This is a genomic window from Halalkalibaculum roseum, from assembly GCF_011059145.1.
Classification (GTDB): Bacteria; Bacteroidota; Rhodothermia; order Balneolales; family Balneolaceae; genus Halalkalibaculum; species Halalkalibaculum roseum.
This window is the reverse complement of the sequence record NZ_JAALLT010000004.1, coordinates 262,721-284,286: the sequence shown is the minus strand read 5'-3', so window position 1 is coordinate 284,286 and position 21,566 is coordinate 262,721. Positions and strand designations below refer to the sequence as shown.

Genomic DNA, 21,566 nt, shown 5'->3' with positions numbered 1-21,566 from the left:
AAAGACAAGTCTATTTAGCAAATTATAACAGGCCCATTGGGATTTAAGGCTGATTCAAGCCTCCACGCTTGAATCAAGTGAGTTGGGAATTTATAAACGCTATGTATCAAGCGTGGAGGCTTGATACAGCATGGATAATTCTGCTTACTCTGCTCCGCTTCAGAAGAAATATTCCTAAGGCAAGATATCTGGATGAAGTAAAATCAAATTGATTGAGAAGCCATTCAATTTAATTTGTATAATAGCTGCTTATGATATCAGTGAATTAATAACCTGATTTTTCAACTGCTATTTAAATTAGGCATTCAGATGAAACACATACTTCTCCTGCGACATGCCAAATCTTCCTGGGACGATTCCAGCCTGGATGATTTTGATCGTCCCCTCGCCAAGCGTGGAAAGAAGGATGCTCCCAGAATGGGAGCCTTTATCAGTAATTCAGGTTACCTTCCGGATCATGTTTTCTCTTCTACGGCGAAACGGGCCCGTCAAACTACCACCATGTTTTGCGAAGTGGCCGGATTGGAAGATGAAATCATATCATGGACTGATGACTTCTATTATGGTTCTGCCTATGATTACCTGGAGGCCATCCAGGAAGCTTCCGAGAGTGCAGAAACAATCATGTTGGTTGGCCATAATCCTAAAATGGAAGAAACAGCCAGTCTGCTTTGCAGCGATAGCAAAAGCTATACCTTGCGCATGCCTACCGCGGCACTGGTGTGCCTGGAACACCCTGCGGTGAAATGGAGTCAGGTAAAGGAGGGGACGGCACGAATCAAGTGGATGATGATACCGAAATTGCTAAAAAAGCTATAAGACAAATAGAGTCAGTTGCTGATCTCATAGTATTTTCTGCTGCGATTTCCGCCATCCCTTCGGTCCATCTTTTCGAGTACCTGCTCAACGGCTTCGTGCGGATCTTCACAATAGTGGTCGGGGCCCAGGAATTCTTTAAGTCCCGATTTCTCGATTACATCCCTGACGGGTCCCTTCAAACCACTGATGTATAACTCCATGTCCCATCCTCTGAGGGTCTTGATGATGGATTTCAGCGAATCGGTGGCTGTGGTGTCAAGCATGTTTATACTGCTTCCGTCAATGATTACAAAATGAGTGTTCTTGTCCTGGTGCTCGCTCTTCTCCAGTATAAAGTCCCGGAAGAATTCCGCGTTGATGAAGGAAAAGGAGGCGTCAACCCGCAAGATGAGCACGCCGTCAATTCGTTTGGCTTTGGGGTTTCTATCCAGGTTCTTGAATAGCCGTGTGCCGGGTATTACACCGAGTTCAGCAACGGCGGGTTTGCTGTACTTAAACAACATGGTGAGCATGGAGGCCCCGACACCTAATAAAATGCCTTCCTGTATACCGATGAGAAGCGTGCAAAAGAACGTGAAGGTCGCAATGACGCCCTCGCTCTTTTTAGTCTTGTATAAAAATTTTATCTCCTTGATATCTATCAGTCCAAACACCGACACAATAATAATGGCAGCCAGGATAGGCATGGGCAGAAAGTAGAAAAAGGGAGTAAGGAAAAGCAGGGTGAGTACCACTACACCCGAAGTGATTACGTTCGACATCGGGGACTTTGCCCCGGCTTGTTCGGCAGCAGCAGAACGTGAAAAGCTGCCGGATACCGGAAGAGAACTGAATAAGCTTCCCATAAAATTGGATGCCCCAATGGCTACCAGCTCATGATTGGAGTCGACTAGATAGTTATTTCTTTTGGCAAAGGCTTTACCCAGCGAGGCCACACTCATAAACTGAACGAGGGCGAGGGTTAAAGCTGTGGGTAACAGCCTTCGCATATTCTCGAAACTCAGCTGGGGAATAGATATGGGAGGCAAACCTTCGGGTATGGTGCCTACAATTTCTACACTCTGTTCTTCCAAATCAACCAGCCAGGCTATTAATGTGCCCAGGGTTAAAACAATAACAGACGCAGGCAGCCTTGGAAGCAGATGGTTGAGGGTCCAGAGAACCGCAATGGCAGAAGCGCCCCATATGAAGGTTGGTATATCAATCTGGTCGATCTGTCTGATAACCTCATCTGCTATCACTAATATAAATTGAGTGTCAGGCAGGCGAATACCCAGTAGGTTATGCAGTTGGGTGAAAGCAATGATAATGGGAGCCGCCATTGTAAAGCCTGCGATCACCGGCCGAGAGAAAAAATTGAACAGTGCCCCCAGCCTGAATGATCCCATGAGCAATTGCAATATCCCGGTCATCATGGTCAGCAGGATGACCAGTCCTACAAAATCAGAATTAGCAGGATTGCTTATCAAACTGACACCTGCAGCAACGATCAGCATGTCAACGGCCACCGGACCCACCGAAAGCTGCTTAGAAGTGCCGAAGAGAGGGTACATCAACAAGGGAATCACACCGGCATACAGACCGTAAATCGGTGGCATACCCGCAATGACCGCATAGGCCATTCCCTGGGGAATAAGCATCATGCCTGTAGTTAAGCCGGATTTAAGATCACCGGAAAACTGGATTCCGTCATATTCAGAAATCCAGTCGGTAATTTTAAATGTTTTTTTCAGCCAGTCTTCCATACTTCACGTTAAAATGGCCAAAATATTGGGATAAAAATAGTTACGAGTTTCTAAAATCTGCATTTTCAATAGGCAACACTTTTTTCAGTCGATAAATTTAAAATGACCATTATCCAAAAATGATATTCATTTGTTATCCGTCTGCAGTTAAAATACCGGATACCAATTTGACCGAACAAGGAAATTGAAATAAAATAGTTGTTTGCCAAAAGATCTTACCTGCAGATCAGGTTGGTAACTCCCGAAAAGATTGCAATTAGCATTAAGAAGATCTTTCAAATTTTATGTACATTACATCGTTAACGTAAATTATTCAAATAATCGAATAAGTTTGGTCTATGAATTACAAGCATAACTTTTTCTACCTGTGTAAAACCCCATTAAGTGCAGAAGGTCCGGGAGATGTAGAAATTATTTCCAAAGCGGATGACAGTGAAGATTTTCCACGGTTATTTCAGGAGTACGAAGAGCTGCGATCTCATGCGTTTAACGATGACAAGCTTTACAGCATCGTCAGGGCTGATGATATCTACGATCTTATCAGAACAGGTACTGAAAAAGAGGCCAAAGAAGAAGCTTTTGAAAAAGCTCAGCAAGAAATAATTACGAACCTGCAACACAGGGTTATGCAGGATAAGGATGCCAATGCTAAAGCTATCCTTAAGGAAGTACACGATATAGAAGCATAGCACATCTTTACAATTTTTGACCCTCTAACTTACCTTCTTGCGGTTTCATATGGCTGCAAAGGATGAATACGGGTTCTCTGTTGTCTATGAAGACGATGAACTCTTCGTAATTGACAAACCGGCCGGCATGCTGGCGGTACCGATACCGAACAGCAGCGTGATGAATATGCTGGACCTTGTGAAAGAGCGTTTCCGGGATTCTGCCTACACCGATGCAAATACCGCTCATCGTATAGACCGCTACACCAGCGGACTTATGGTATTTGCAAAAACTGGAGAAGCCTATGATCATCTATTTTATCAATTCAAGAATCACCTTCCCAAACGATCTTATCTTGCCATTATCAGGGGTCTCATGTCGACGGATTCCGGTGAATTGAATCATTATCTCAAGCTGGTAAAAGAGGGATTCAGAAATATCGTAGTTGATGAAGATGATCCTGATGCTACGCCGGCGCGCCTGACTTATAAAGTATTGGAGCGATTTCTTTCTACCAGCCTGGTACAGGTCAATCTCGACACCGGATTAAAGAACCAAATAAGGGTACAGTTTAATGCTATCGGCCACAGCCTGGTAGGTGACAGGCATTATGCCCCTGAAGAGAAAAAAGAGAACTTGATAAAAAGACAGGCTCTTCACGCCTGGAAGATTTCGATAACACATCCTGCCACAGGCAAGGAAATTGAATTTACCGCCGATCTGCCTGCCGATATGCTGCGCTTGGTGGACCATTATCGGTGGGAGAGAGACATGCGGTCTTTGTAGGGTTTGCCCTGTCTATATTTCCAATAAGATCTTTCTATACAGATATAGGAATGTTTTCAGCTGCTAACATGTAATTGTGTGTGAACATTACATAAACAGATTTATGATTATAGAAGAAATAAAGAGATTCTTTTGTGAACTAGCGACACAGCTGTCGGAGAAATACCGGCGAAAGTGCGATGTAGAACAATAATATTATTAATCAAGTAAAGCGGAGGTAACATTATGGCAACCGCAACAGATTCGGTGATGGATTTAGAAATTAATATTGGTATTAGCGAAACGCATAGAAAAAAAATTGCGGATGAGTTGTCAAAGGTACTGGCTGATTCTTATATGCTGTATCTGAAGACACATAACTTTCACTGGAATGTTACCGGTGAGCATTTCCACTCCCTGCATGAGCAGTTCGAAGAACAGTATACCGAACTGGCTGATGCTATTGATGAAATTGCTGAGCGCATACGTGCACTGGGCCACAAGGCACCTGGTTCTTTCAAGGAGTTCCACCAGTTAACATCCATTGAAGAAGATACCGAGAAGCCAAAAGCTATGGAAATGGTGCGCAGACTGGCTGTCGCTAACGAGCAAGTTCTGCGAACAGCTCGGAAAGCTCTGGATCCGGCTAAAGAAGCAGATGATGAAGCAACAATCGACCTTCTCACCCAGCGCCTGCATGTACATTCCAAAACCGCCTGGATGCTAAGAAGTCATCTTGAATAAGTTATTCGAAACCATTTAAAGTAGGAAACAACTACGAAAGTAGATCCTATTAGCTCAAGATTATTCAACAATACTAATTTAACTCGCAAGTATTATGGCTAGCAGAGAAGAGTATATTGAAAAACTGGAATCACAATTAAAAGAATGGAACAGTCAGCTTGATGAGCTTCAGAAAAAAGCTGAAAAGCAGTCACAGGAAGCAAAGACACGCATCAACAAGCGTATTGATGAGCTCAAAGCAAAAAGAGCTACACTTAGAGTAAAGCTTGACAAAATTAAAGAATCCGGAGATGAGGCATTTGAAAAAATTAAAGACGATGCCGAAGATCTCTGGTCAGACGTTAAAAAAGGGTTCTCTGACATCCGCTCTATTTTGCAGGAGAAATAGTCAGTAATCGATCTTTTGAGAAAGGCGGCACAGTTGTGTCGCCTTTTTTTATTTTACTACAAAATTGTTTGAGGCAATTACTTTATGAATTCTGATATCAAACTATGAAGAAACCTGAGGAGGGATGGCGAAGGAAGCTTTATACCATAATATTTGAAGCGGATACTCCCGCCGGTAAATTATTTGATGTAGTACTTATCGCAAGTATTATTTTGAGTGTTCTGGCAGTTATGCTTGACAGCGTCCAATCCATCAGGCAGGATTACGGCAGTCACCTTTATATCGTAGAATGGTTCTTTACGATCTTATTTACTATTGAATATGTATTGCGTATTGCCTGCGTGGATAACAAACGCGGCTATATCTTCAGTTTTTTCGGGATTGTTGACTTCCTTGCCATCATACCTACCTACATCGGTTTATTCTTACCGGCCAGTCGATACTTGTTGGTTATAAGAAGTCTGCGCATCCTTCGCATCTTTAGGGTGCTTAAATTGGTACAGTATATCAACGAGGCCAATTTCTTAAAAGAAGCACTGAAAGCAAGCCGCCGAAAAATATTCGTATTTCTATTTGCTGTGATGACATTGGTGGTCATAGCAGGATCACTCTTGTATGTAGTTGAAGGGGCCGAAAATGGTTTTACGAGCATACCGAGAAGCATCTACTGGGCCATTGTAACACTGACCACTGTCGGATTTGGAGACATTGCGCCCCAAACAAGTCTTGGGCAGGCATTGGCATCGCTTATCATGATATTGGGCTACGGGATCATTGCCGTACCGACCGGAATCGTCAGCTATGAGATGTCCAATACCCTAAAAAGTCAGCTGATTTCACCGATGTGTCCTTCCTGTGGCAAAGAGAATCATGATGTTGATGCCCTCTATTGCAATCAGTGTGGATCAAAGCTTTTGAAAGAATAATATTCTGCCTTATAATCTTCTAATTTTATAGCACGTAAATAAAAAACAAAAAGAGGGGTTAGCCATATGGAAGATTTCAATAATATCCAGGAAACGATCATGCCATTCATCATCACATATGGGCTGGATCTGGTAGGGGCCATCATTATTTTATTTGTTGGATGGATTGTGGCCAATTGGATACAAAAAAGAATTAAAAAAGCAGGACGAAAATCAGAAAAGCTGGATGAGACGCTGACAACCATTTTTGCCAAGACGGCCAAGGTAGTCGTAATGGTTGTGGTCATTATTGCTGTCTTGCAGCAGTTTGGTGTTCAAACCGCCAGTATGCTGGCCGTAGTAGGTGCTGCAGGTTTGGCTATAGGTTTGGCCTGGCAGGGTACGCTCTCTGATATCGCCGCCGGAATCATGTTATTGATAATGCGACCTTTTAAAATAGGTGATGCTGTGGAAGTAGCAGGGACTTCAGGAGTGATTGATGAAATCGGGTTGGTTCTAACCAAGATGCACACCTTCGATAATATCGCTATGTATATTCCCAACTCCGATATTTGGGGTACCAAAATTATGAACTACGCCAAGAACGACACCCGGCGTGTGGATATGGTATTTGGTTTCGGATATGATGATGATATGGACAAAGCGATGCAGATTGCACGTGAAGTACTGGAAGCTGATGAACGTGTACTGAAGGATCCCGAACCGCAAATTGCTGTTTCTGAGCTGGCTGACAGTTCGGTTAATATTATCGTCAGACCGTGGACTGCCAAGGAAAATTACTGGGGCCTTAAGTTTGATGTCACCAAGCGGATCAAGGAACGGTATGATGAGGAAGGTCTCAACATCCCTTATCCACAACGCGATGTTCACGTATTTCAGCAGAACGGAAGCTGATTAATCGCGAATAAATTTTTGATGTGCAAAGCAAGACGCCGGCTTTAAACAGTCGGCGTTTCTTTTTGGATGAATATTAAAATGGTAAGCGGTCATTGTAATAAGTTGCGTATAAATATTATCTTGGCTAAACTGAATGGCTATGCAAAAGTTTCATAGCAAATTTGAATTGCCAAGTGTCCCAAAGAGGGTTTTGTGAATACAATTATGGAAGAAAGCAATAAGACATCCCAATATATTTATGAGGATGAATACTCATTTCTAACCGAAAAAAACGAACTGTTTCTAAAGGAAAGTTTGCACTTTTCAGAAAGAAAGCTTTCTGAGGTTGAAGAAGGTGAGCTGGAATCATCTCTGAAGGAATTAAAAGAAGCCTTTTCAAAGCTAGAAGAGGAGGTTGAGCAACTGGTAGCAGAAGAGAGCCCGTCGTTAGAAGAAGTTGAGAGTTTGAAAGATGCGCTCAAAAATAAAGATGCTATCGGTGATTTTGATGCATTGTTTGACAGGCTGAACTCTCTTGATATAACAACAAGTGGAGGGGATTCACCGCAAGAGGAAGAACAGGAAGCCACTTCTGATACCTCAGCAAATACGGAGACCGCTGAAGAAAAAAAGGAAGAGACAACGGCAGATAACAGTAGTAAAAGCAAATCTTCTGAGGCTGAAAAAACAGAATCTGTTGCCAAAGAAGATGAAGAGACCGATGGAAATGGGGATGAAGAGTCCTCAGAAGATTCCATCGAATTTTACAAGGATATCCTCCAAAAAACCGATAGCCTGATCAAGCAGGATGACTGGCCCTATGTTACCATGGAGCTTGATAATCTCTCCCGGAAGTGGGGTGAAGGTCCTGATCTGGATACGGAAGAGGTTGGCAAACTCTACAGCAAATTCACATCTAAAGTTGAAGAGTTTGAAAAACGCAAACAGGAGCACTACGAAAAGCTAAATGAGCAGAAAAAAGAAAATCTGGAGCGAAAGAAAAAACTGCTCAGTCAGCTAAGAGATATTGTAGAAAATGAGCAGTGGACGGCAACCGGCAAGGTTGGTAGCCTGAAAAATAAATGGGGTTCCGTCGGACAGCTGCCAAAAGGGGAAGGAGAAGACCTCGACGAAAAATTTGACCGTCTCATCTCAACCTTCAACGATCACAAGGTAGACCGTCTTGTAGAAAAACGTCAGAAAGAGGAAGATAATCTGATGATCAAGCTGATTGTGCTTGATAAGATGGAGAATGTGGCCGGTTCGATCGATGAAACTACAAGTGACTGGAAGAAGATCGATGATCAATTCGAGGATCTTACCAAGCAGTGGAAAAAGATCGGAAGGGTGCCAAAGGAGAAATCCAACGAAGTGTGGCAGCGTTACAAAAATGCCCAGGATTTATACTACGATAACAAGTACAAATTTGATAAGAAGCACCAAAGCAAGGTCGATAAGTTCCGGGACAAGAAAGAGAATATTATAGAAGAAGCCGAAACATTACTTGAGCAGGATGACCTGGCCAAAGCGGCGCGCAAGATCAATAAGCTTCACCGCCGCTGGAAAAAGGTGGGTAATCTGCCTCAGCGATTGGAAGACAAACTCTGGGACCGTTTCAAAGCGGCTACCGATGCTTTCAACGAACGAAAGTCCAAGAATTCAGACAAGCTTCATGAGCAGGAAGAGCAGCATTACCGGGAGAAGCTGGAGCTCATAGAGGAAGCGGAGGCCATAAAAGATACCACGGATTGGGATAAGGGTCATAAGAAAATGCAGAGCCTTATGGACAAGTGGAAAGCGGTCGGACCGGTACCCCGTAAAAAGTCCAACAAGATCTGGAAAAAGTTCAAGGGCGCGATGGACGTATTCTATGACCGACGCCGTGAGCATTTTAAGGAGGTCAAGGAAGAGCGCAAGGATAACCTTGAAGAGAAGAAGGAAATACTGGAAGAGTTACAGGCGCTGGGGCAACATGAAGATCCTATTGAAGCCGTCAATATTGCCAAAAAACTGCAGGCAAAATTTAAAGACGCCGGATATGTGCCCATTAAAAAGAAGAACAAGATCTGGAAGCAGTACCGGGAAGCTTGTGATGTGATTTACGATCGCTTCAGAGCGGCTAAGTCTGGAGATAAATTCGATCAGGAATTGGCCAAAGCCGATCTTGACTCCGACGACCGATCGAAGATTCAAAGCATGCGTAAGGAGTATAAAAAGATACAGAAAGAAGTCAGGCAACTGGAAGAAGAAGTGATCAAATTTCAGGAAACGAAAACCTATTTTAAGCCTTCCAAGAAAGGCAACTCTCTACTCGATGAAGTTGAACAAAAAATAGAAAACGCCGAAGAGAAGCTGCAGGATAAACAAGATAAACTGGAATCCATCACCCGCGAGATGGAAGAAATCAAAGATGAAGCCTGAGATAATTAATATTCTATAATTCTCACCTCATCCCTTTTTGTTTTTCTGAAAATAGGCTTTTTTTACGGATTAATTTAAAGTATCACTGCAGATTCCATACGTGGGTAATACATCTCCAAATAGTAAATTGGACCTCAGATTCTGGGGTGTAAGGGGCTCGACACCATGTGCCAACAAGGACAACATGGAGTTCGGTGGAAATACGACCTGCCTACAGATTCATTTACCGGATACCGATGAGTTGCTCATCATGGACAGCGGGACGGGGATCAGGAACCTTGGCAACCACCTTCTGGAGAGCAAGGACAAGGTGCGTGGACGAATATTCATAACCCACCCGCACTGGGATCATATTCAGGGCTTTCCATTTTTTAAACCCATCTACAATCCGGAAAATCACTTCGATATTCACATGCCTTCGCAGGCCAACGGGGGGTGTAAAGAGATTTTGTCGGGTCACCTGACGAAAACTTTCTTTCCGGTAACATTGGAGATGATTGACGCCAATATTGAGTATATCACTCAAAAAGAAGATCGCCAGGATTATGGGCATTATGAAATTGAGTACATGCTTGCCAATCATCCTATCAATACGGCCATTTATAAAATTTATGTCGCCGGTAAAACTATAGTGTTCTGTCCGGATAATGAACTGACTCCTATTGCAGAAAAAACAAATGCCTATTTCTATACTAAGTTCAAGGAGTTCTTATCCGATGCCGACCTCTTGATTCATGACGGGCAATTTGACCGGCAGAGCTATAAAGATAAAGTTGGTTGGGGCCACTCGGCATGGGAAGAAGCCGTTGAATTTGCAATTAGAAGCGGCGTTAAGAAAATGATTGTTACGCATCACGATCCTGATTCGGATGATGCTTTTTTATATAAACTTGATGAGAAAATACATCTCGAATACGCCTCTCATTTCGATATGATATCACTTGCCAAGGAGGGGGCGGTGATAAGGATATAGGGTTATTTTATTTAAGCTGCCTTTATATTCATTGATTCTCTTTTTCTGATTTCGGCGTCTTATCTCACACCTATTTCTTCTGCTTCCGGTCTCTGCTCCGGAAGCAAATGCCTTGTTCATTCTCAATTGATTTCACTTTAGTTTACTATTTCGAAGAGCATCTGTGTGCATTTTTGACTGGCCAAAAACGAACCAAAAACCCACCGGGGGTATTGAGATGTTGTTCTGGCTATAATTGTCCTTTTGATATTGTTCATCTACAATCAACGCCTTTATGATAAGCTTTCCCGCAATACCCCCCGGACCCCTTTTTCAGTGTACAGGATACTGTGTCAGTGATCAGATGTGTATTCTGTTTGAGTGAAACGAGTAATTTTTGGTCCGGCATTATTTACCCAATCTAATAGCCTTCATTAGGTGTCATCCCGACCGTCAGCGGAGGGATCTCATCCATTATGGACTTAGCATCTTTTGAAGAAGGGCACCTTGCCATACTGTCCATCAAAATAAAAAAAGCGGCAGCTCCGAAATGGAACCGCCGCTTTTAGATAACTCATCATTCTAATTAAAAATAATAACGCACACCAAGAGCGGCGTCGACATCAAAATCGGTCTCGGGAATGATGTTGACGATCGGGGCAACCTCCAAAAAGAAACCAATGGGGTTCTCCTCCAGCAGGTAGTTTACTCCGACGGGTACCCTCGCACCTAGAAGAACATTTTCATCACCGGGATCAGGATAATCATCAGCGAAAACAATTCTACCGCCTATTCCATAATAGACCGGCAGCTGACCTCGTTCAATTTCATCTCCAAATACTCCAAAATGATGCCACAGATAATCGGCATGAAGGTTAACGGCATCATAACGTCCGACTGACCAGGCTAAACCGGCATCGAAAGCGGTATTATCCGACGTCCATGCTTTAAAGCTGATTCCCGTGGGTTCACCTACCATCAGTCCGAGACCTACTTTATTCTCGGATTGCTGGGCGTGGGCCGTATTCAGAGTTGCAGCTAAGAAAAATATACTCGCAAGAGTTAGCAGTAACTTCTTTATGTCCATATAAATTTTGTTGGTTGTTATTATTTACGACATTTTTTAAAGCGATTCAGCGGCAATAAGTTCCATCGGACCATATCGATAATATTTTGGAATGATTAATCCGAGGGAAGTTTTATTTCGTAATATCTTTAAAGCGTTCAACATCAAACCTACAGTCTAATATAAAGGAAGTTTTACTATTATGGATCAAACTTACTACAACCCCGAGGATTTAAAGAAGTTCGGAGATGTCTCCGAGTTTCAGGAAGAGCTGGCTGAGAAATTTTTTGACTACTATGGTGCCGTTTTCGAAGACGGTGCTCTGAGCGCCAAAGAAAAGTCGCTGATTGCACTGGCTGTGGCTCACACCATTCAATGCCCGTATTGCATTGACGCTTACACAACCGATAGTCTGGAAAAAGGATCCAGTGAAGAGCAGATGATGGAAGCCGTGCATGTGGCAACGGCGATACGGGGAGGGGCATCTCTGGTTCATGGAACGCAGATGATGAATCACGTTAAAAAATTAAGCATGTAAGCTAACTTTTATGAAGTCATTAAAGGCGCAAAAACATGATTTGTCCAGGCCGGAGGTGCAACTGGATGTAATCAACAATCACACTGAAAAACTAAAGAAGCTGCCCTTATTTAGCGAGAAGCTGGAAGGTGCAGATCTTTACCCCCTCAGACCGACCGGAATCGAAATATTCCAGATTAACGTGGGTTATATGTGTAACATGACCTGCAAGCACTGCCATGTAGATGCCGGTCCCGACAGGGATGAGGTCATGAGCCGTGAGACGCTGGAGCATTGCCTTGAGGCTCTGAAGGGCACTGACATTGAGACAGTAGATTTGACCGGCGGGGCACCTGAAATGAATCCCCATTTTAAATGGTTCGTCGAGCAGGTTACTGCCATGGGCAAACATGTAATTGTGCGTTCCAATCTTACCATCCTTACTACCACTCCCAAGTACTGGGCTTTGCCAGAATTTTTTGCAAAACTCGGGGTGGAAGTCACCTGTTCACTGCCCTTTTACAGCAAGTTTCGCACTGACAGCCAACGGGGGAAGGGTACCTATGATAAGTCTATTGAAGCACTGAAAATGCTCAATGAGATAGGGTATGGAAAGGAGGACACCGACCTGATTCTCAATCTAGTATATAATCCCAATGGCGCCTATCTACCCGGTGATCAGGAAGACCTGGAGAATGAGTTCAAGCGCGAGCTTCAAAGAAAGCATGATATCGTTTTCAACAGTCTTTTCACCATTACCAATTTGCCAATCAGCAGGTATCTGAATTTCTTGTTGATGTCGGGCAACCTCGAAGAGTACATGGAGAAACTGGTCACCTCGTTTAATCCATCTGCCGCCGAAGGGGTGATGTGTCGCAATACCATTTCTGTAGGTTGGGACGGTACGCTGTACGACTGCGACTTTAACCAAATGCTGGAGATGAGAACCAATCACGGGGCACCCTCGCACATCAAAGATTTTGATTTAGGAGCACTGAATGATCGCGAAATTATGATCAATCAGCACTGTTTCGGCTGTACGGCCGGTGCGGGCAGCAGCTGTGGCGGGGCGACTGCTTAGGGATTGAGGTATAAGGGAGAGGGTAAAAGGAGCTCGATCTTGATTTTCATTTATTTAAAAGTAATTAGTTTTACTTCGTAGAAGGTAGAAGGTAGAAGGTAGAAGGTAGAAGGTAGAAGGTAGAAGGTAGAAGGTAGAAGGTAGAAGGTAGAAGGTAGAAGGGGGCAGAGTTAATCTTTTAAATTTGGTGCTAATACAATACGGATGTCGGAAGAACGATTGTTAATCATATTTGCGAAAAATCCGGAGAAGGGTCGTGTCAAGACACGTTTGGCAGAATCTCTCGGGGATGAGAAAGCGCTCGAGGTGTATCACAAACTGCTGGATCATACGCTAATGGTTGCCGAGCACTGTGAATGTGACAGGGAGCTGTGGTTTTCGCGATATATCCCGGAGCAGAATAGCCGGGGAACCAGCGGTTTTACATTTAAACTGCAACGGGGAGAAGATCTAGGTGAGCGTATGAGCCAATCATTTCAAGAAGCTTTTGAAAACGACTATCAAAAAGCAGTGATCATAGGCAGCGATTGTGCCGAACTGACTTCAGAAATAGTGGAGCAGGCTTATAAAAAACTGGAAGATCATAACCTTGTGCTGGGACCTTCCGTAGATGGCGGCTACTATCTGTTGGGTATGAAACGGTATCATGAAGAACTGTTTGAAGGTATCAGTTGGAGTACAGAAAAGGTGTTTCAGCAAACCCTGGAAAGCGTAAAGGAATTAAATCTGGATATCGGATTCTTACCCGAGCTCAATGATGTCGACATTGAAGCTGACTGGCGGTCAGCGAAAGACAGCTTTAGTGAGTCATGAAGATCAGTGTTGTCATCCCCGCTTATAATGAAGAAGAGACCATAAAAGAAACTATATCTTCAATCCGTCGGCATAGTGCCGGTCACATCAAAGAGATTATAGTGGTTGACGGGGGGAGCGAGGATGCTACAGTTGAAAGGGTGCAGGAAACAGAAGCGTGCTTGGTAACCTCCCCGGCCAAAGGCAGGTCAGTTCAGATGAACTACGGCGCCGAAGTTGCCACCGGTGATATTCTCTATTTTCTACATGCAGACACGATTCCGCCAAAAAACTTTGATTCCAACATCCTCAAGTCGGTTACTAACGGAGCCAAGGCGGGTTGTTTTCAACTCTCTTTTGATCGCGACCACCCACTGCTTGATTTTTATGCCTGGTGCACACGTTTCAATATTGACGCTTTCCGCTTCGGAGATCAGAGTCTGTTTGTGTCAGCTGAAACCTTTGCATCCATCGGCGGTTTCAGGGAAGATCATATTGTGATGGAGGATCAGGAACTGATGAAAAGACTAAAAAAGAAATTCTCTTTTGATCTACTTTCAGACGCGGTGCTCACCTCGTCACGAAAATACAGCGACAACGGTGTGCTAAAACTTCAGCTTGTATTTACACTCATTTTCATGCTCTACCAGGTAGGGGTTTCACAGACTAATCTTGATTTAATCTACAAAAAGCTAATTCATTAATAGCGTATCGTTTATTAAATTATGTGGCTAAACTAATCAGCAAGACGAATGAGGTAATCAAGACTTAACAGTTAGGTAACCTTAGAATCTATATATTTGTCACGCTAATAGAAGATCAGCTACTTCATATATCATTACTAACCTAACCAATAAAACTTATCGATTATGAAACGTTACATAAGCATCTTTATTGCTTTAATGATGTTTCCGGTCATAGCGTCGGCACAAATTAGCGGACGTGTGATGGAAGCAGGAACAAACGACCCATTACCTGGGGCGAATATTATAATTAAAGGAACCCAAACGGGAACATCTGCGGGGACTAATGGAACCTTTACAATTGATGCGGAGGAAGGAGATATTCTTGTTGTATCATTTGTCGGTTATCTTTCAAAAGAGGTTACTGCCGAACCCGACATGCGAATATTCCTTGAACCGGATGAAAGAACACTAGGTACTATTGTAGTATCGACTAGTGTAATTGATATTGCAAGAGCTCGACAAACGCCTGTTGCAGTCTCTACCATTTCTCCGACTGAGATTTCCCAAAAAGTGGGTAATCAAGAGTTTCCAGAGATCATGAACGATACTCCGGGTGCTTATGCAACGAAACAGAGTGGTGGCTACGGTGATTCCCGTATTTCTCTGCGTGGTTTTGATCAAAGCAATACAGCTTTCCTGATCAATGGTCAACCTGTTAATGACATGGAGAATGGCTGGGTTTACTGGTCTAACTGGCAAGGCTTAACCGACGTTGCATCCGGAATCCAGATTCAGCGTGGTTTGGGAGCATCTAATCTTGCTGTACCATCTGTAGGTGGAACCGTATCTATATTTACCAAAACATCCGAAAATGAGAGAGGCGGTTCCGTTTCTCAGTTGGTTGGAAATGACGGTTATACCAAAACGTCAGCTTCATTTAACACAGGTAAAGGTGAAAATGGCTGGTCTGGTTCTTTTCTTTTGAGCTACTGGGCTGGAAATGGGTATGTTTATAATACCAGTGGTGAAGGCTGGACATATTTCGGAGCTGTTGGTTATGAGCCGAATGATAACCATTCTTTCAACCTCTCTATACTAGGTGCAGGTCAATGGCACCACCAGCGTGATAATTGGGTCTCCATTCGTGACTTTGAGAACTTTGGAGATGAAGGAATTGATCCTCGATGGAACACAAACGGTGGTACGCTAAATGGTGACGAATTCAACATGGAGCGTAACTTCTATAATAAACCTCTTGCTACCTTGAACTGGGATTGGGAGATTAGTGAGAACGTTTCTCTTGCAACTTCCTTGTATGGTTCTGCCGGCCGTGGCGGAGGTACCGGACCTCGGGGACAGTACTTCTTTAATTCTGATATCGATCTTTATCCTTTTGGAGGAATTGAAGACCTTACTGAGCATTATTTAGAAGAGGGAGACGGAGCTGCTTCTCGAAATGCGGATGGTACCATTAACTATGACAATGTTGTACAAGTTAATCGTTCAACTACATCGGCATACACGGGCGGACTTGATGCCTATAACGGACAGCTTATTGGCTCAAACGGATACAGAGATAACGGTGTAAATAATGCTGTAATGGTCCGAAGAGCCTCTATGAACTCTCATAACTGGATTGGCGGAATTTCCAAGCTGAAAGCAGAGGTGGATAAGTTTACTTTCTCATTGGGAGTTGATTTACGGAAATACACAGGTTATCACTACCGCGTACTCAATAACTTGATGGGTCTGGATGGCTACTTCTCAGGAGGTAGTGGCTCTAGGGGTAATCAAAATTCACTCGGGATGATCCTTGAGAGTGATAATGCCATTGAAGCATCTCCTTTTAAAGATACCGGACTGACCGGTCCCAAAATCGACTATTACAATATCGGTTTTGTAAACTGGCAAGGTTTTAACGGTATGATTGAGTATGACAGCGGCGATAAATTTACAGCTGTTATCCAGGGTGGTATCTCAAATCAAATGTACCAAAGAGAAGACTTTTTCGATGAGCCCGACAACACACTCTCTGACAAGAAAAATGTCTTGGGCGGATACGTTAAAGGTGGTGCAAACTATAACATCAATGACAACCATAATGTTTTTGCTAATGCCGGGATTATTTCCCGACAGCCACTCTTTGATGCAGTATTCCCTGGATTCCAGAATGATATCAATCCGGATCTCCAAAATGAGTTGATTACTTCCATAGAGTTAGGATACGGTTATACCTCATATAATTTTGATGTGAGCGTTAACCTCTACTCTACTGTATGGGGTAACCGATTCATTGAGTCTAGTTTCCCGAACGAACAGGGAACCTTCGGAACCGCTCAGTTTGATGATGTAGATGAACTGCACAATGGTATCGAGGTTGAAACGACCTATCGCCCAACAAACAGGCTTAAGCTGGAAGGTATGTTGTCTATAGGTGATTGGAAGTATACCAATGACTTTAGTGCAACTCTGTTTGATGATAGCCAAAATCAGATTGGTACAGCTACGCTTTACACCGATGGTGTTAAGATTGGCGATGCTGCTCAGTTTGTTGGTTTCATTGGAGCCGACTACCGTCTCGGTGATTGGAGTATTGATGCCGGTTATCGACACATAGATAACCTCTATGCTGAATACAGCATTACCGACGATGCATTTACCGAGCCGGATAACCCAGGAGCTTTAGAGCTTCCATCTTATGGATTGGTTGATCTTGGCTCAAGCTATACTTTTGACTTCTTAGGTCAGTCAGCTTCACTAAGGGTTAACATTAACAACCTGTTTGATAAAACATACATTGCGGAATCTAATTCCAATATTCATGCTTCTTCCGGAGACGAAACCTGGAAAGGTATCAACAAGCGTAACTTCGTTTGGTACGGCTTCGGTCGAACATGGAATGCATCTATAAAATTTGATATCTAGTATTTCTATTAATCAAATAGTATAGTTTAAAGGGCGGCTTTTAGAGCCGCCCTTTTTATTTTATACTCATATCGAACTAAATCAGATGCTGAAGTATGAAGTCTTATAGAAAATTATACACTACGCTTTTTGTCCTGTTTCTAATAGGCGCGATAGGGTGCACGGAATCAAATACAAGTAATGATCGTGCCTTAACCCCGGAAAACCAGCTACTCCTTATTTCCTTTGACGGATTTCGCTATGATTACCTGAACCGTGTATCCACACCACACTTTGATTCACTGGTAGCTAATGGTGTCAAATCTGAAGGCCTGATTCCTGTTTTCCCAACCAAGACATTTCCCAACCATTATTCTATCGTTACGGGCCTTTATACGGAGAACACCGGCCTGATTGATAACACTATGTACGACCCCGAATTTGAAGAGTGGTACCGCATCAGAGACCGGGAGGCCGTTGAAAATAAGAAGTGGTACGGGGGCGAACCCATTTGGAATACTGCTGAAAAGCAGGGATTGCGAGCCGGGACCATGTTCTGGGTTGGTTCGGAAGCCCCGGTTCAGAATATGCGTCCCACCTTCTGGAAGCCATTCGACGGAGGAATGTCGTACACGGCTCGGGTTGATACCGTAGTCAAGTGGCTCACTTATACTGACGATAAAGCGGTTGATTTTGCCACCCTCTATTTTGAACTGGTGGACAGTAAAGGCCATAATCACGGTCTTCAATCAGACTCCCTGGATCTGGCCATCCAAAGGGCCGACAGCCTCCTGGGTTACCTGAAGGAAAACCTGCGTCGCGCAAACAACTGGAGCAACATGAACGTCATCGTAGTATCTGACCATGGCATGGTAGACCTCTCGGCAGAAAAAACCATCATGCTCGATTCCATAATCAATTTGGATGATGTGGAGCGCATACGATGGGCGCCTGCCACTATGATACAGCCCAAAGAAGGAAAGACGGATGAAATTTACCGCTTGCTAAAAGAGAATGAAGAGAACTACCGGGTGTACCGTAAAGATGAATTGCCCGAACGATACCATCTGAAGAATAACAGGCGAGTTCCCGATATTGTAATGGTAGCTGATCTGGGATATACTATACTGAACGAGGGCTACAAGGAGCGATTTATGAACAACTTGCCCGCTGCCACCCACGGCTATGACAATAGGGCAAAGGCCATGCATGCTCTTTTTGTAGCTAAAGGTCCCGCTTTTAAATCTGGAGTTACCATACCTGAATTCAGTAATATTCATATCTATGAGCTGATGAATCATTTGCTGGGTACAAATCCGGCACCCAATGACGGAACCTTAGATAGTGTAAAGGTAATGTTGAAGTAAGCGTCGTTAGTTTCATAATTGTGAACTTAATATTTACTGTTTATAGAAATGAGTTCTTACTTTTGGCCGCCAAAAGTAAGACAAAAGCTCTCGGCGGCAATTGCTTTCGGGCATGGTTTACCCGTACGTGTGCACAAAAACAGTGCTCACTGTGTGAGCGATTTTTGTGATTTCTCACGTACTATGGAAAAACCATGCTATTCCTCAACCAATTGATGCCGATTAAATTGAAAGGTATTAGCATTTCTCTATGCACTATCAAGCTATATAAGATGAATGCTTGCCTGGCGTTTTTCCCATAGGGATGCCTCTGGCACGGGGTGTTTTTGGACGCCCAAAAGAATTCCAAGTCTTGTTGCTTATTTCGGGAAATAAATAATAGTAAGGACATTCAATGATAGACAAAATCATGATGCGGTTTGTTGTCGACTGCCTATTGTCTTAAAAATACCATATTAACGAACAAGCAATCGATTACATCCCATAAATAAAACGTTGCATCTATCCCTTTAAGCCGAGATATTTAGGCCAAAATAAATTAAAAAACAGAATTAGCTGACGAATGGCATACGTAGTAACCGAACCATGTATTAATTGTAAATATACTAACTGTGCAACAGTATGCCCTGTTGATGCTTTTCGAGAAGGTCCCAACTTTCTCACCATTGATCCGCTCGAATGTATAGACTGCGACGCTTGCGTTGCCGAATGTCCCGTTGAAGCTATTTATCCCGATGATGAAGTACCCATGGAGTGGGAACATTATATTGAACTCAATGAGAGACTTGCCGAAAAATGGTCATCCTATGTAATCAACGAGCATAAAGAAGACCGCCCCGATGCCGACGAATGGGCTGAAGTGGAAGAAAAATTCGAATTGCTTGAAGAAGACTGGGACTGATAGAGCATGATTAGGTGATTATGTGATTAAGTTATTTTTTACCTTACCTAATCACCTCATAACTTAATCACCTATCCTGAATTGAGGAAATCGATACCTGAAATTATTACGATCAGAGATAAGGTACTGGACCTTTCTTCACCGAAGGTCATGGGGATTCTAAATGTTACCCCCGACTCTTTTGCGGATGGAGGTGAGTACAATGCGCTTGACTCTGCTTTGGGGCGTATCGGACTGATGGTTGCGCAGGGAGCCACTATTATTGATGTTGGAGGTGAGTCTACGCGCCCGGGTTCTGACCCTGTTACAGAAGACAAAGAGCTGCAGCGCGTGCTTCCGGTTCTTAGAGAGGCCATAGCCCGATTCCCTGATACCCTATTTTCTATTGATACCACCAAGTACCGAGTAGCGGAAGAGGCCCTTAAACTGGGCGTACACCTGGTCAATGACATCAGCGGGCTACAGAAGGAGCCACGATTTGCCGAACTGTGTGTTCGCTATCAGGCAGGTTACATTTTGATGCACTCCCAGGGTAACCCCAAGACCATGCAGGATGATCCCTCGTATGATGATGTGGTTGAGGATATCAAAACCTTTTTTAGCAAGCAGATCGAAAAAGCCGAAGAAGCCGGACTTGAGAAAATTGTTTTAGATCCGGGAATTGGTTTTGGAAAGACCCAGCAGCACAATATCTCCATTTTGAAAAGGCTCCGTGAATTTGTTGATTTAGGATATCCCCTGCTGATAGGAGCATCCCGTAAGTCTATGATTGGAAGAATACTCGGAAACAGAGAGGTTGATGACCGCGTCACCGGAACCGTAGCCGTTCATTATCACGCTATGATGCAGGGAGCAAAAATTATCCGTGTTCATGACGTAAAAGAAGCAAATGACTCGATTTTGGTTTATAATGCATTGGCTGGAGATTAGAAGCTGGAGGTTGGAATTTAGATGTTGGATGATAGAGATTTGAATCTTGCAAGTTATCTACTGTTTGTTTTGGTTTTGCTATCTAATTTCCAACTTCCAACTTCCAACTTCCAACGTCTAACTTCTAGCGTCGTCCCATGAAATAATTATTAAGCACTAACTCACTATTTACCTTAGACCCTAAACAACGCTACCGTGATCCCCATTGGATTCTTAGAATTTGGCATTAAAGACTTTATCGAGGTCTTTATCATTGCCATGGTGCTGTTCTACCTTTACCGGTGGATACGGGGAACCTTTGCCATTCAGGCGGCCGTAGGACTTGTGTTTATAATCATCATCAACGCGGTGGTCAGTGCGTTGGGTCTTAGCACCATCAATTTCATACTTCGTCGCATACTTGATGTTGGGGTACTGGCGGTATTCATCATCTTTCAGCCTGAAATACGTAAACTACTCTACAGCCTGGGTCAGAATACCAATCTTGATCGCTTTTTTGTCAGCTCCAGTTCGGAGAGTATTATTGATGAAGTCATTGACGCGGCGAGAGCCATGTCACACTCCAAAACAGGAGCACTCATCGTTTTTGCCCGTACCTCTTCGCTGCAGGATCTGGTGGATGTGGGATTCAAGCTGGATGCCCGGGTAAACAGTGAACTGCTGCAGACCATTTTCAATAAGCACACCCCACTTCACGACGGGGCCGTAGTTATTCGCAACAACCGGATCGTGGCGGCAAGCTGTTATTTACCTATATCGCAGAATCCCAACATTTCAACCGTATTCGGTACCCGTCACCGTGCAGCAGTGGGTATCACCGAAACCAACAATGTCTTTGTACTGGTTATTTCCGAAGAGACCGGGCGTATCTCTATAGCCCGAAACGGTTCGCTTACCAGTGGACTGACTATTCAAAAGCTTCGTATAGAGATGGAAGAAACCCTCGGCAAGCAGAAGATCGATGACGAAGAGGTGGGCTTTTCATCCACCCAGGCAGAGATGAAAATCGGCTAATAT

20 protein-coding genes are annotated in these 21,566 nt (G+C 43.5%); 18 read left to right on the top strand and 2 right to left on the bottom strand.

Going from position 1 to position 21,566, the window contains the following annotated elements:
• Nucleotides 1-309: 309 nt before the first annotated feature.
• Entirely contained in the window at nucleotides 310-819 is a 510-nt protein-coding gene (locus tag G3570_RS13175; RefSeq protein WP_165143121.1) for a SixA phosphatase family protein, read from the top strand.
• An 11-nt stretch (nucleotides 820-830) separates the two neighbouring features.
• Here G3570_RS13175 and G3570_RS13170 read toward each other — a convergent pair whose 3' ends face one another.
• Complete coding sequence (locus tag G3570_RS13170) at nucleotides 831-2,564, bottom strand: SulP family inorganic anion transporter (protein ID WP_165143119.1); 1,734 nt, start codon at nucleotides 2,562-2,564, stop codon at nucleotides 831-833.
• 338 nt (nucleotides 2,565-2,902) lie between these two features.
• Between G3570_RS13170 and G3570_RS13165 the strand changes: the two genes are divergently transcribed.
• The 8 genes from G3570_RS13165 (at nucleotide 2,903) to G3570_RS13130 (ending at nucleotide 10,326) form a co-directional block, all read left to right on the top strand.
• Nucleotides 2,903-3,253, top strand: a complete 351-nt coding sequence (locus G3570_RS13165; protein ID WP_165143117.1) for a hypothetical protein — start codon at nucleotides 2,903-2,905, stop codon at nucleotides 3,251-3,253.
• Between the two features lie 49 nt (nucleotides 3,254-3,302).
• Nucleotides 3,303-4,019 carry an RluA family pseudouridine synthase gene (locus G3570_RS13160; protein WP_165143115.1) on the top strand — a complete coding sequence of 239 codons (717 nt, stop codon included), beginning with the start codon at nucleotides 3,303-3,305 and terminating at the stop codon, nucleotides 4,017-4,019.
• Between the two features lie 225 nt (nucleotides 4,020-4,244).
• Nucleotides 4,245-4,742, top strand: a complete 498-nt coding sequence (locus tag G3570_RS13155; RefSeq protein ID WP_249067097.1) for a Dps family protein — start codon at nucleotides 4,245-4,247, stop codon at nucleotides 4,740-4,742.
• A gap of 94 nt (nucleotides 4,743-4,836) precedes the next feature.
• Nucleotides 4,837-5,130 carry a sll1863 family stress response protein gene (locus tag G3570_RS13150; RefSeq protein ID WP_165143113.1) on the top strand — a complete coding sequence of 98 codons (294 nt, stop codon included), beginning with the start codon at nucleotides 4,837-4,839 and terminating at the stop codon, nucleotides 5,128-5,130.
• Nucleotides 5,131-5,234: 104 nt separating this feature from the next.
• Nucleotides 5,235-6,056: an ion transporter gene (locus tag G3570_RS13145; RefSeq protein ID WP_165143111.1), complete on the top strand. Its 822-nt coding sequence runs from the start codon at nucleotides 5,235-5,237 to the stop codon at nucleotides 6,054-6,056.
• Nucleotides 6,057-6,122: 66 nt separating this feature from the next.
• Nucleotides 6,123-6,950, top strand: a complete 828-nt coding sequence (locus G3570_RS13140; RefSeq protein ID WP_165143109.1) for a mechanosensitive ion channel family protein — start codon at nucleotides 6,123-6,125, stop codon at nucleotides 6,948-6,950.
• Nucleotides 6,951-7,157: 207 nt separating this feature from the next.
• Entirely contained in the window at nucleotides 7,158-9,353 is a 2,196-nt protein-coding gene (locus tag G3570_RS13135; RefSeq protein ID WP_165143107.1) for a DUF349 domain-containing protein, read from the top strand.
• Nucleotides 9,354-9,480: 127 nt separating this feature from the next.
• Nucleotides 9,481-10,326 carry an MBL fold metallo-hydrolase gene (locus tag G3570_RS13130; RefSeq protein ID WP_249067094.1) on the top strand — a complete coding sequence of 282 codons (846 nt, stop codon included), beginning with the start codon at nucleotides 9,481-9,483 and terminating at the stop codon, nucleotides 10,324-10,326.
• A 565-nt stretch (nucleotides 10,327-10,891) separates the two neighbouring features.
• Here G3570_RS13130 and G3570_RS13125 read toward each other — a convergent pair.
• Nucleotides 10,892-11,392: a hypothetical protein gene (locus G3570_RS13125; RefSeq protein WP_165143105.1), complete on the bottom strand. Its 501-nt coding sequence runs from the start codon at nucleotides 11,390-11,392 to the stop codon at nucleotides 10,892-10,894.
• A 181-nt stretch (nucleotides 11,393-11,573) separates the two neighbouring features.
• Between G3570_RS13125 and G3570_RS13120 the strand changes: the two genes are divergently transcribed.
• From G3570_RS13120 to cdaA, 9 genes are all read left to right on the top strand, one after another.
• On the top strand, nucleotides 11,574-11,909 hold the full coding sequence (locus G3570_RS13120) for an arsenosugar biosynthesis-associated peroxidase-like protein (RefSeq protein ID WP_165143103.1): 336 nt from the start codon (nucleotides 11,574-11,576) through the stop codon (nucleotides 11,907-11,909).
• Nucleotides 11,910-11,919: 10 nt separating this feature from the next.
• Nucleotides 11,920-12,969, top strand: coding sequence for an arsenosugar biosynthesis radical SAM (seleno)protein ArsS (arsS, locus tag G3570_RS13115; RefSeq protein WP_165143101.1), 1,050 nt, complete (start codon nucleotides 11,920-11,922; stop codon nucleotides 12,967-12,969).
• Nucleotides 12,970-13,173: 204 nt separating this feature from the next.
• Nucleotides 13,174-13,782, top strand: a complete 609-nt coding sequence (locus G3570_RS13110; protein WP_165143099.1) for a TIGR04282 family arsenosugar biosynthesis glycosyltransferase — start codon at nucleotides 13,174-13,176, stop codon at nucleotides 13,780-13,782.
• Nucleotides 13,779-14,465: a TIGR04283 family arsenosugar biosynthesis glycosyltransferase gene (locus G3570_RS13105; protein WP_165143097.1), complete on the top strand. Its 687-nt coding sequence runs from the start codon at nucleotides 13,779-13,781 to the stop codon at nucleotides 14,463-14,465. Before G3570_RS13110 ends, G3570_RS13105 begins: the two co-directional genes overlap by 4 nt.
• Before the next feature lie 165 nt (nucleotides 14,466-14,630).
• Nucleotides 14,631-17,372, top strand: a complete 2,742-nt coding sequence (locus G3570_RS13100; RefSeq protein ID WP_165143095.1) for a TonB-dependent receptor — start codon at nucleotides 14,631-14,633, stop codon at nucleotides 17,370-17,372.
• 95 nt (nucleotides 17,373-17,467) lie between these two features.
• Nucleotides 17,468-18,718 (top strand): alkaline phosphatase family protein, encoded by a 1,251-nt coding sequence (locus G3570_RS13095; protein WP_165143093.1) that lies wholly within the window; start codon nucleotides 17,468-17,470, stop codon nucleotides 18,716-18,718.
• Nucleotides 18,719-19,280: 562 nt separating this feature from the next.
• Nucleotides 19,281-19,619, top strand: coding sequence for a ferredoxin FdxA (fdxA, locus tag G3570_RS13090; RefSeq protein ID WP_165143091.1), 339 nt, complete (start codon nucleotides 19,281-19,283; stop codon nucleotides 19,617-19,619).
• Between the two features lie 150 nt (nucleotides 19,620-19,769).
• Nucleotides 19,770-20,549 carry a dihydropteroate synthase gene (gene folP / locus G3570_RS13085; protein WP_165143712.1) on the top strand — a complete coding sequence of 260 codons (780 nt, stop codon included), beginning with the start codon at nucleotides 19,770-19,772 and terminating at the stop codon, nucleotides 20,547-20,549.
• A gap of 195 nt (nucleotides 20,550-20,744) precedes the next feature.
• A complete protein-coding gene (cdaA, locus tag G3570_RS13080; RefSeq protein ID WP_165143089.1) occupies nucleotides 20,745-21,563 on the top strand; it encodes a diadenylate cyclase CdaA in 819 nt (272 codons plus the stop codon).
• The last annotated feature ends 3 nt before the right edge of the window (nucleotides 21,564-21,566 follow it).

Excerpts from the sequence above, each read along its gene's own strand:
- G3570_RS13175 (WP_165143121.1), top strand. The coding sequence starts at position 310 with ATGAAACACATACTTCTCCTGCGACATGCCAAATCTTCCTGGGACGAT.
- G3570_RS13170 (WP_165143119.1), bottom strand. The coding sequence starts at position 2,564 with ATGGAAGACTGGCTGAAAAAAACATTTAAAATTACCGACTGGATTTCT.
- G3570_RS13165 (WP_165143117.1), top strand. The coding sequence starts at position 2,903 with ATGAATTACAAGCATAACTTTTTCTACCTGTGTAAAACCCCATTAAGT.
- G3570_RS13160 (WP_165143115.1), top strand. The coding sequence starts at position 3,303 with ATGGCTGCAAAGGATGAATACGGGTTCTCTGTTGTCTATGAAGACGAT.
- G3570_RS13155 (WP_249067097.1), top strand. The coding sequence starts at position 4,245 with ATGGCAACCGCAACAGATTCGGTGATGGATTTAGAAATTAATATTGGT.
- G3570_RS13150 (WP_165143113.1), top strand. The coding sequence starts at position 4,837 with ATGGCTAGCAGAGAAGAGTATATTGAAAAACTGGAATCACAATTAAAA.
- G3570_RS13145 (WP_165143111.1), top strand. The coding sequence starts at position 5,235 with ATGAAGAAACCTGAGGAGGGATGGCGAAGGAAGCTTTATACCATAATA.
- G3570_RS13140 (WP_165143109.1), top strand. The coding sequence starts at position 6,123 with ATGGAAGATTTCAATAATATCCAGGAAACGATCATGCCATTCATCATC.
- G3570_RS13135 (WP_165143107.1), top strand. The coding sequence starts at position 7,158 with ATGGAAGAAAGCAATAAGACATCCCAATATATTTATGAGGATGAATAC.
- G3570_RS13125 (WP_165143105.1), bottom strand. The coding sequence starts at position 11,392 with ATGGACATAAAGAAGTTACTGCTAACTCTTGCGAGTATATTTTTCTTA.
- G3570_RS13120 (WP_165143103.1), top strand. The coding sequence starts at position 11,574 with ATGGATCAAACTTACTACAACCCCGAGGATTTAAAGAAGTTCGGAGAT.
- arsS (WP_165143101.1), top strand. The coding sequence starts at position 11,920 with ATGAAGTCATTAAAGGCGCAAAAACATGATTTGTCCAGGCCGGAGGTG.
- G3570_RS13110 (WP_165143099.1), top strand. The coding sequence starts at position 13,174 with ATGTCGGAAGAACGATTGTTAATCATATTTGCGAAAAATCCGGAGAAG.
- G3570_RS13105 (WP_165143097.1), top strand. The coding sequence starts at position 13,779 with ATGAAGATCAGTGTTGTCATCCCCGCTTATAATGAAGAAGAGACCATA.
- G3570_RS13100 (WP_165143095.1), top strand. The coding sequence starts at position 14,631 with ATGAAACGTTACATAAGCATCTTTATTGCTTTAATGATGTTTCCGGTC.
- G3570_RS13095 (WP_165143093.1), top strand. The coding sequence starts at position 17,468 with ATGAAGTCTTATAGAAAATTATACACTACGCTTTTTGTCCTGTTTCTA.
- fdxA (WP_165143091.1), top strand. The coding sequence starts at position 19,281 with ATGGCATACGTAGTAACCGAACCATGTATTAATTGTAAATATACTAAC.
- folP (WP_165143712.1), top strand. The coding sequence starts at position 19,770 with ATGGGGATTCTAAATGTTACCCCCGACTCTTTTGCGGATGGAGGTGAG.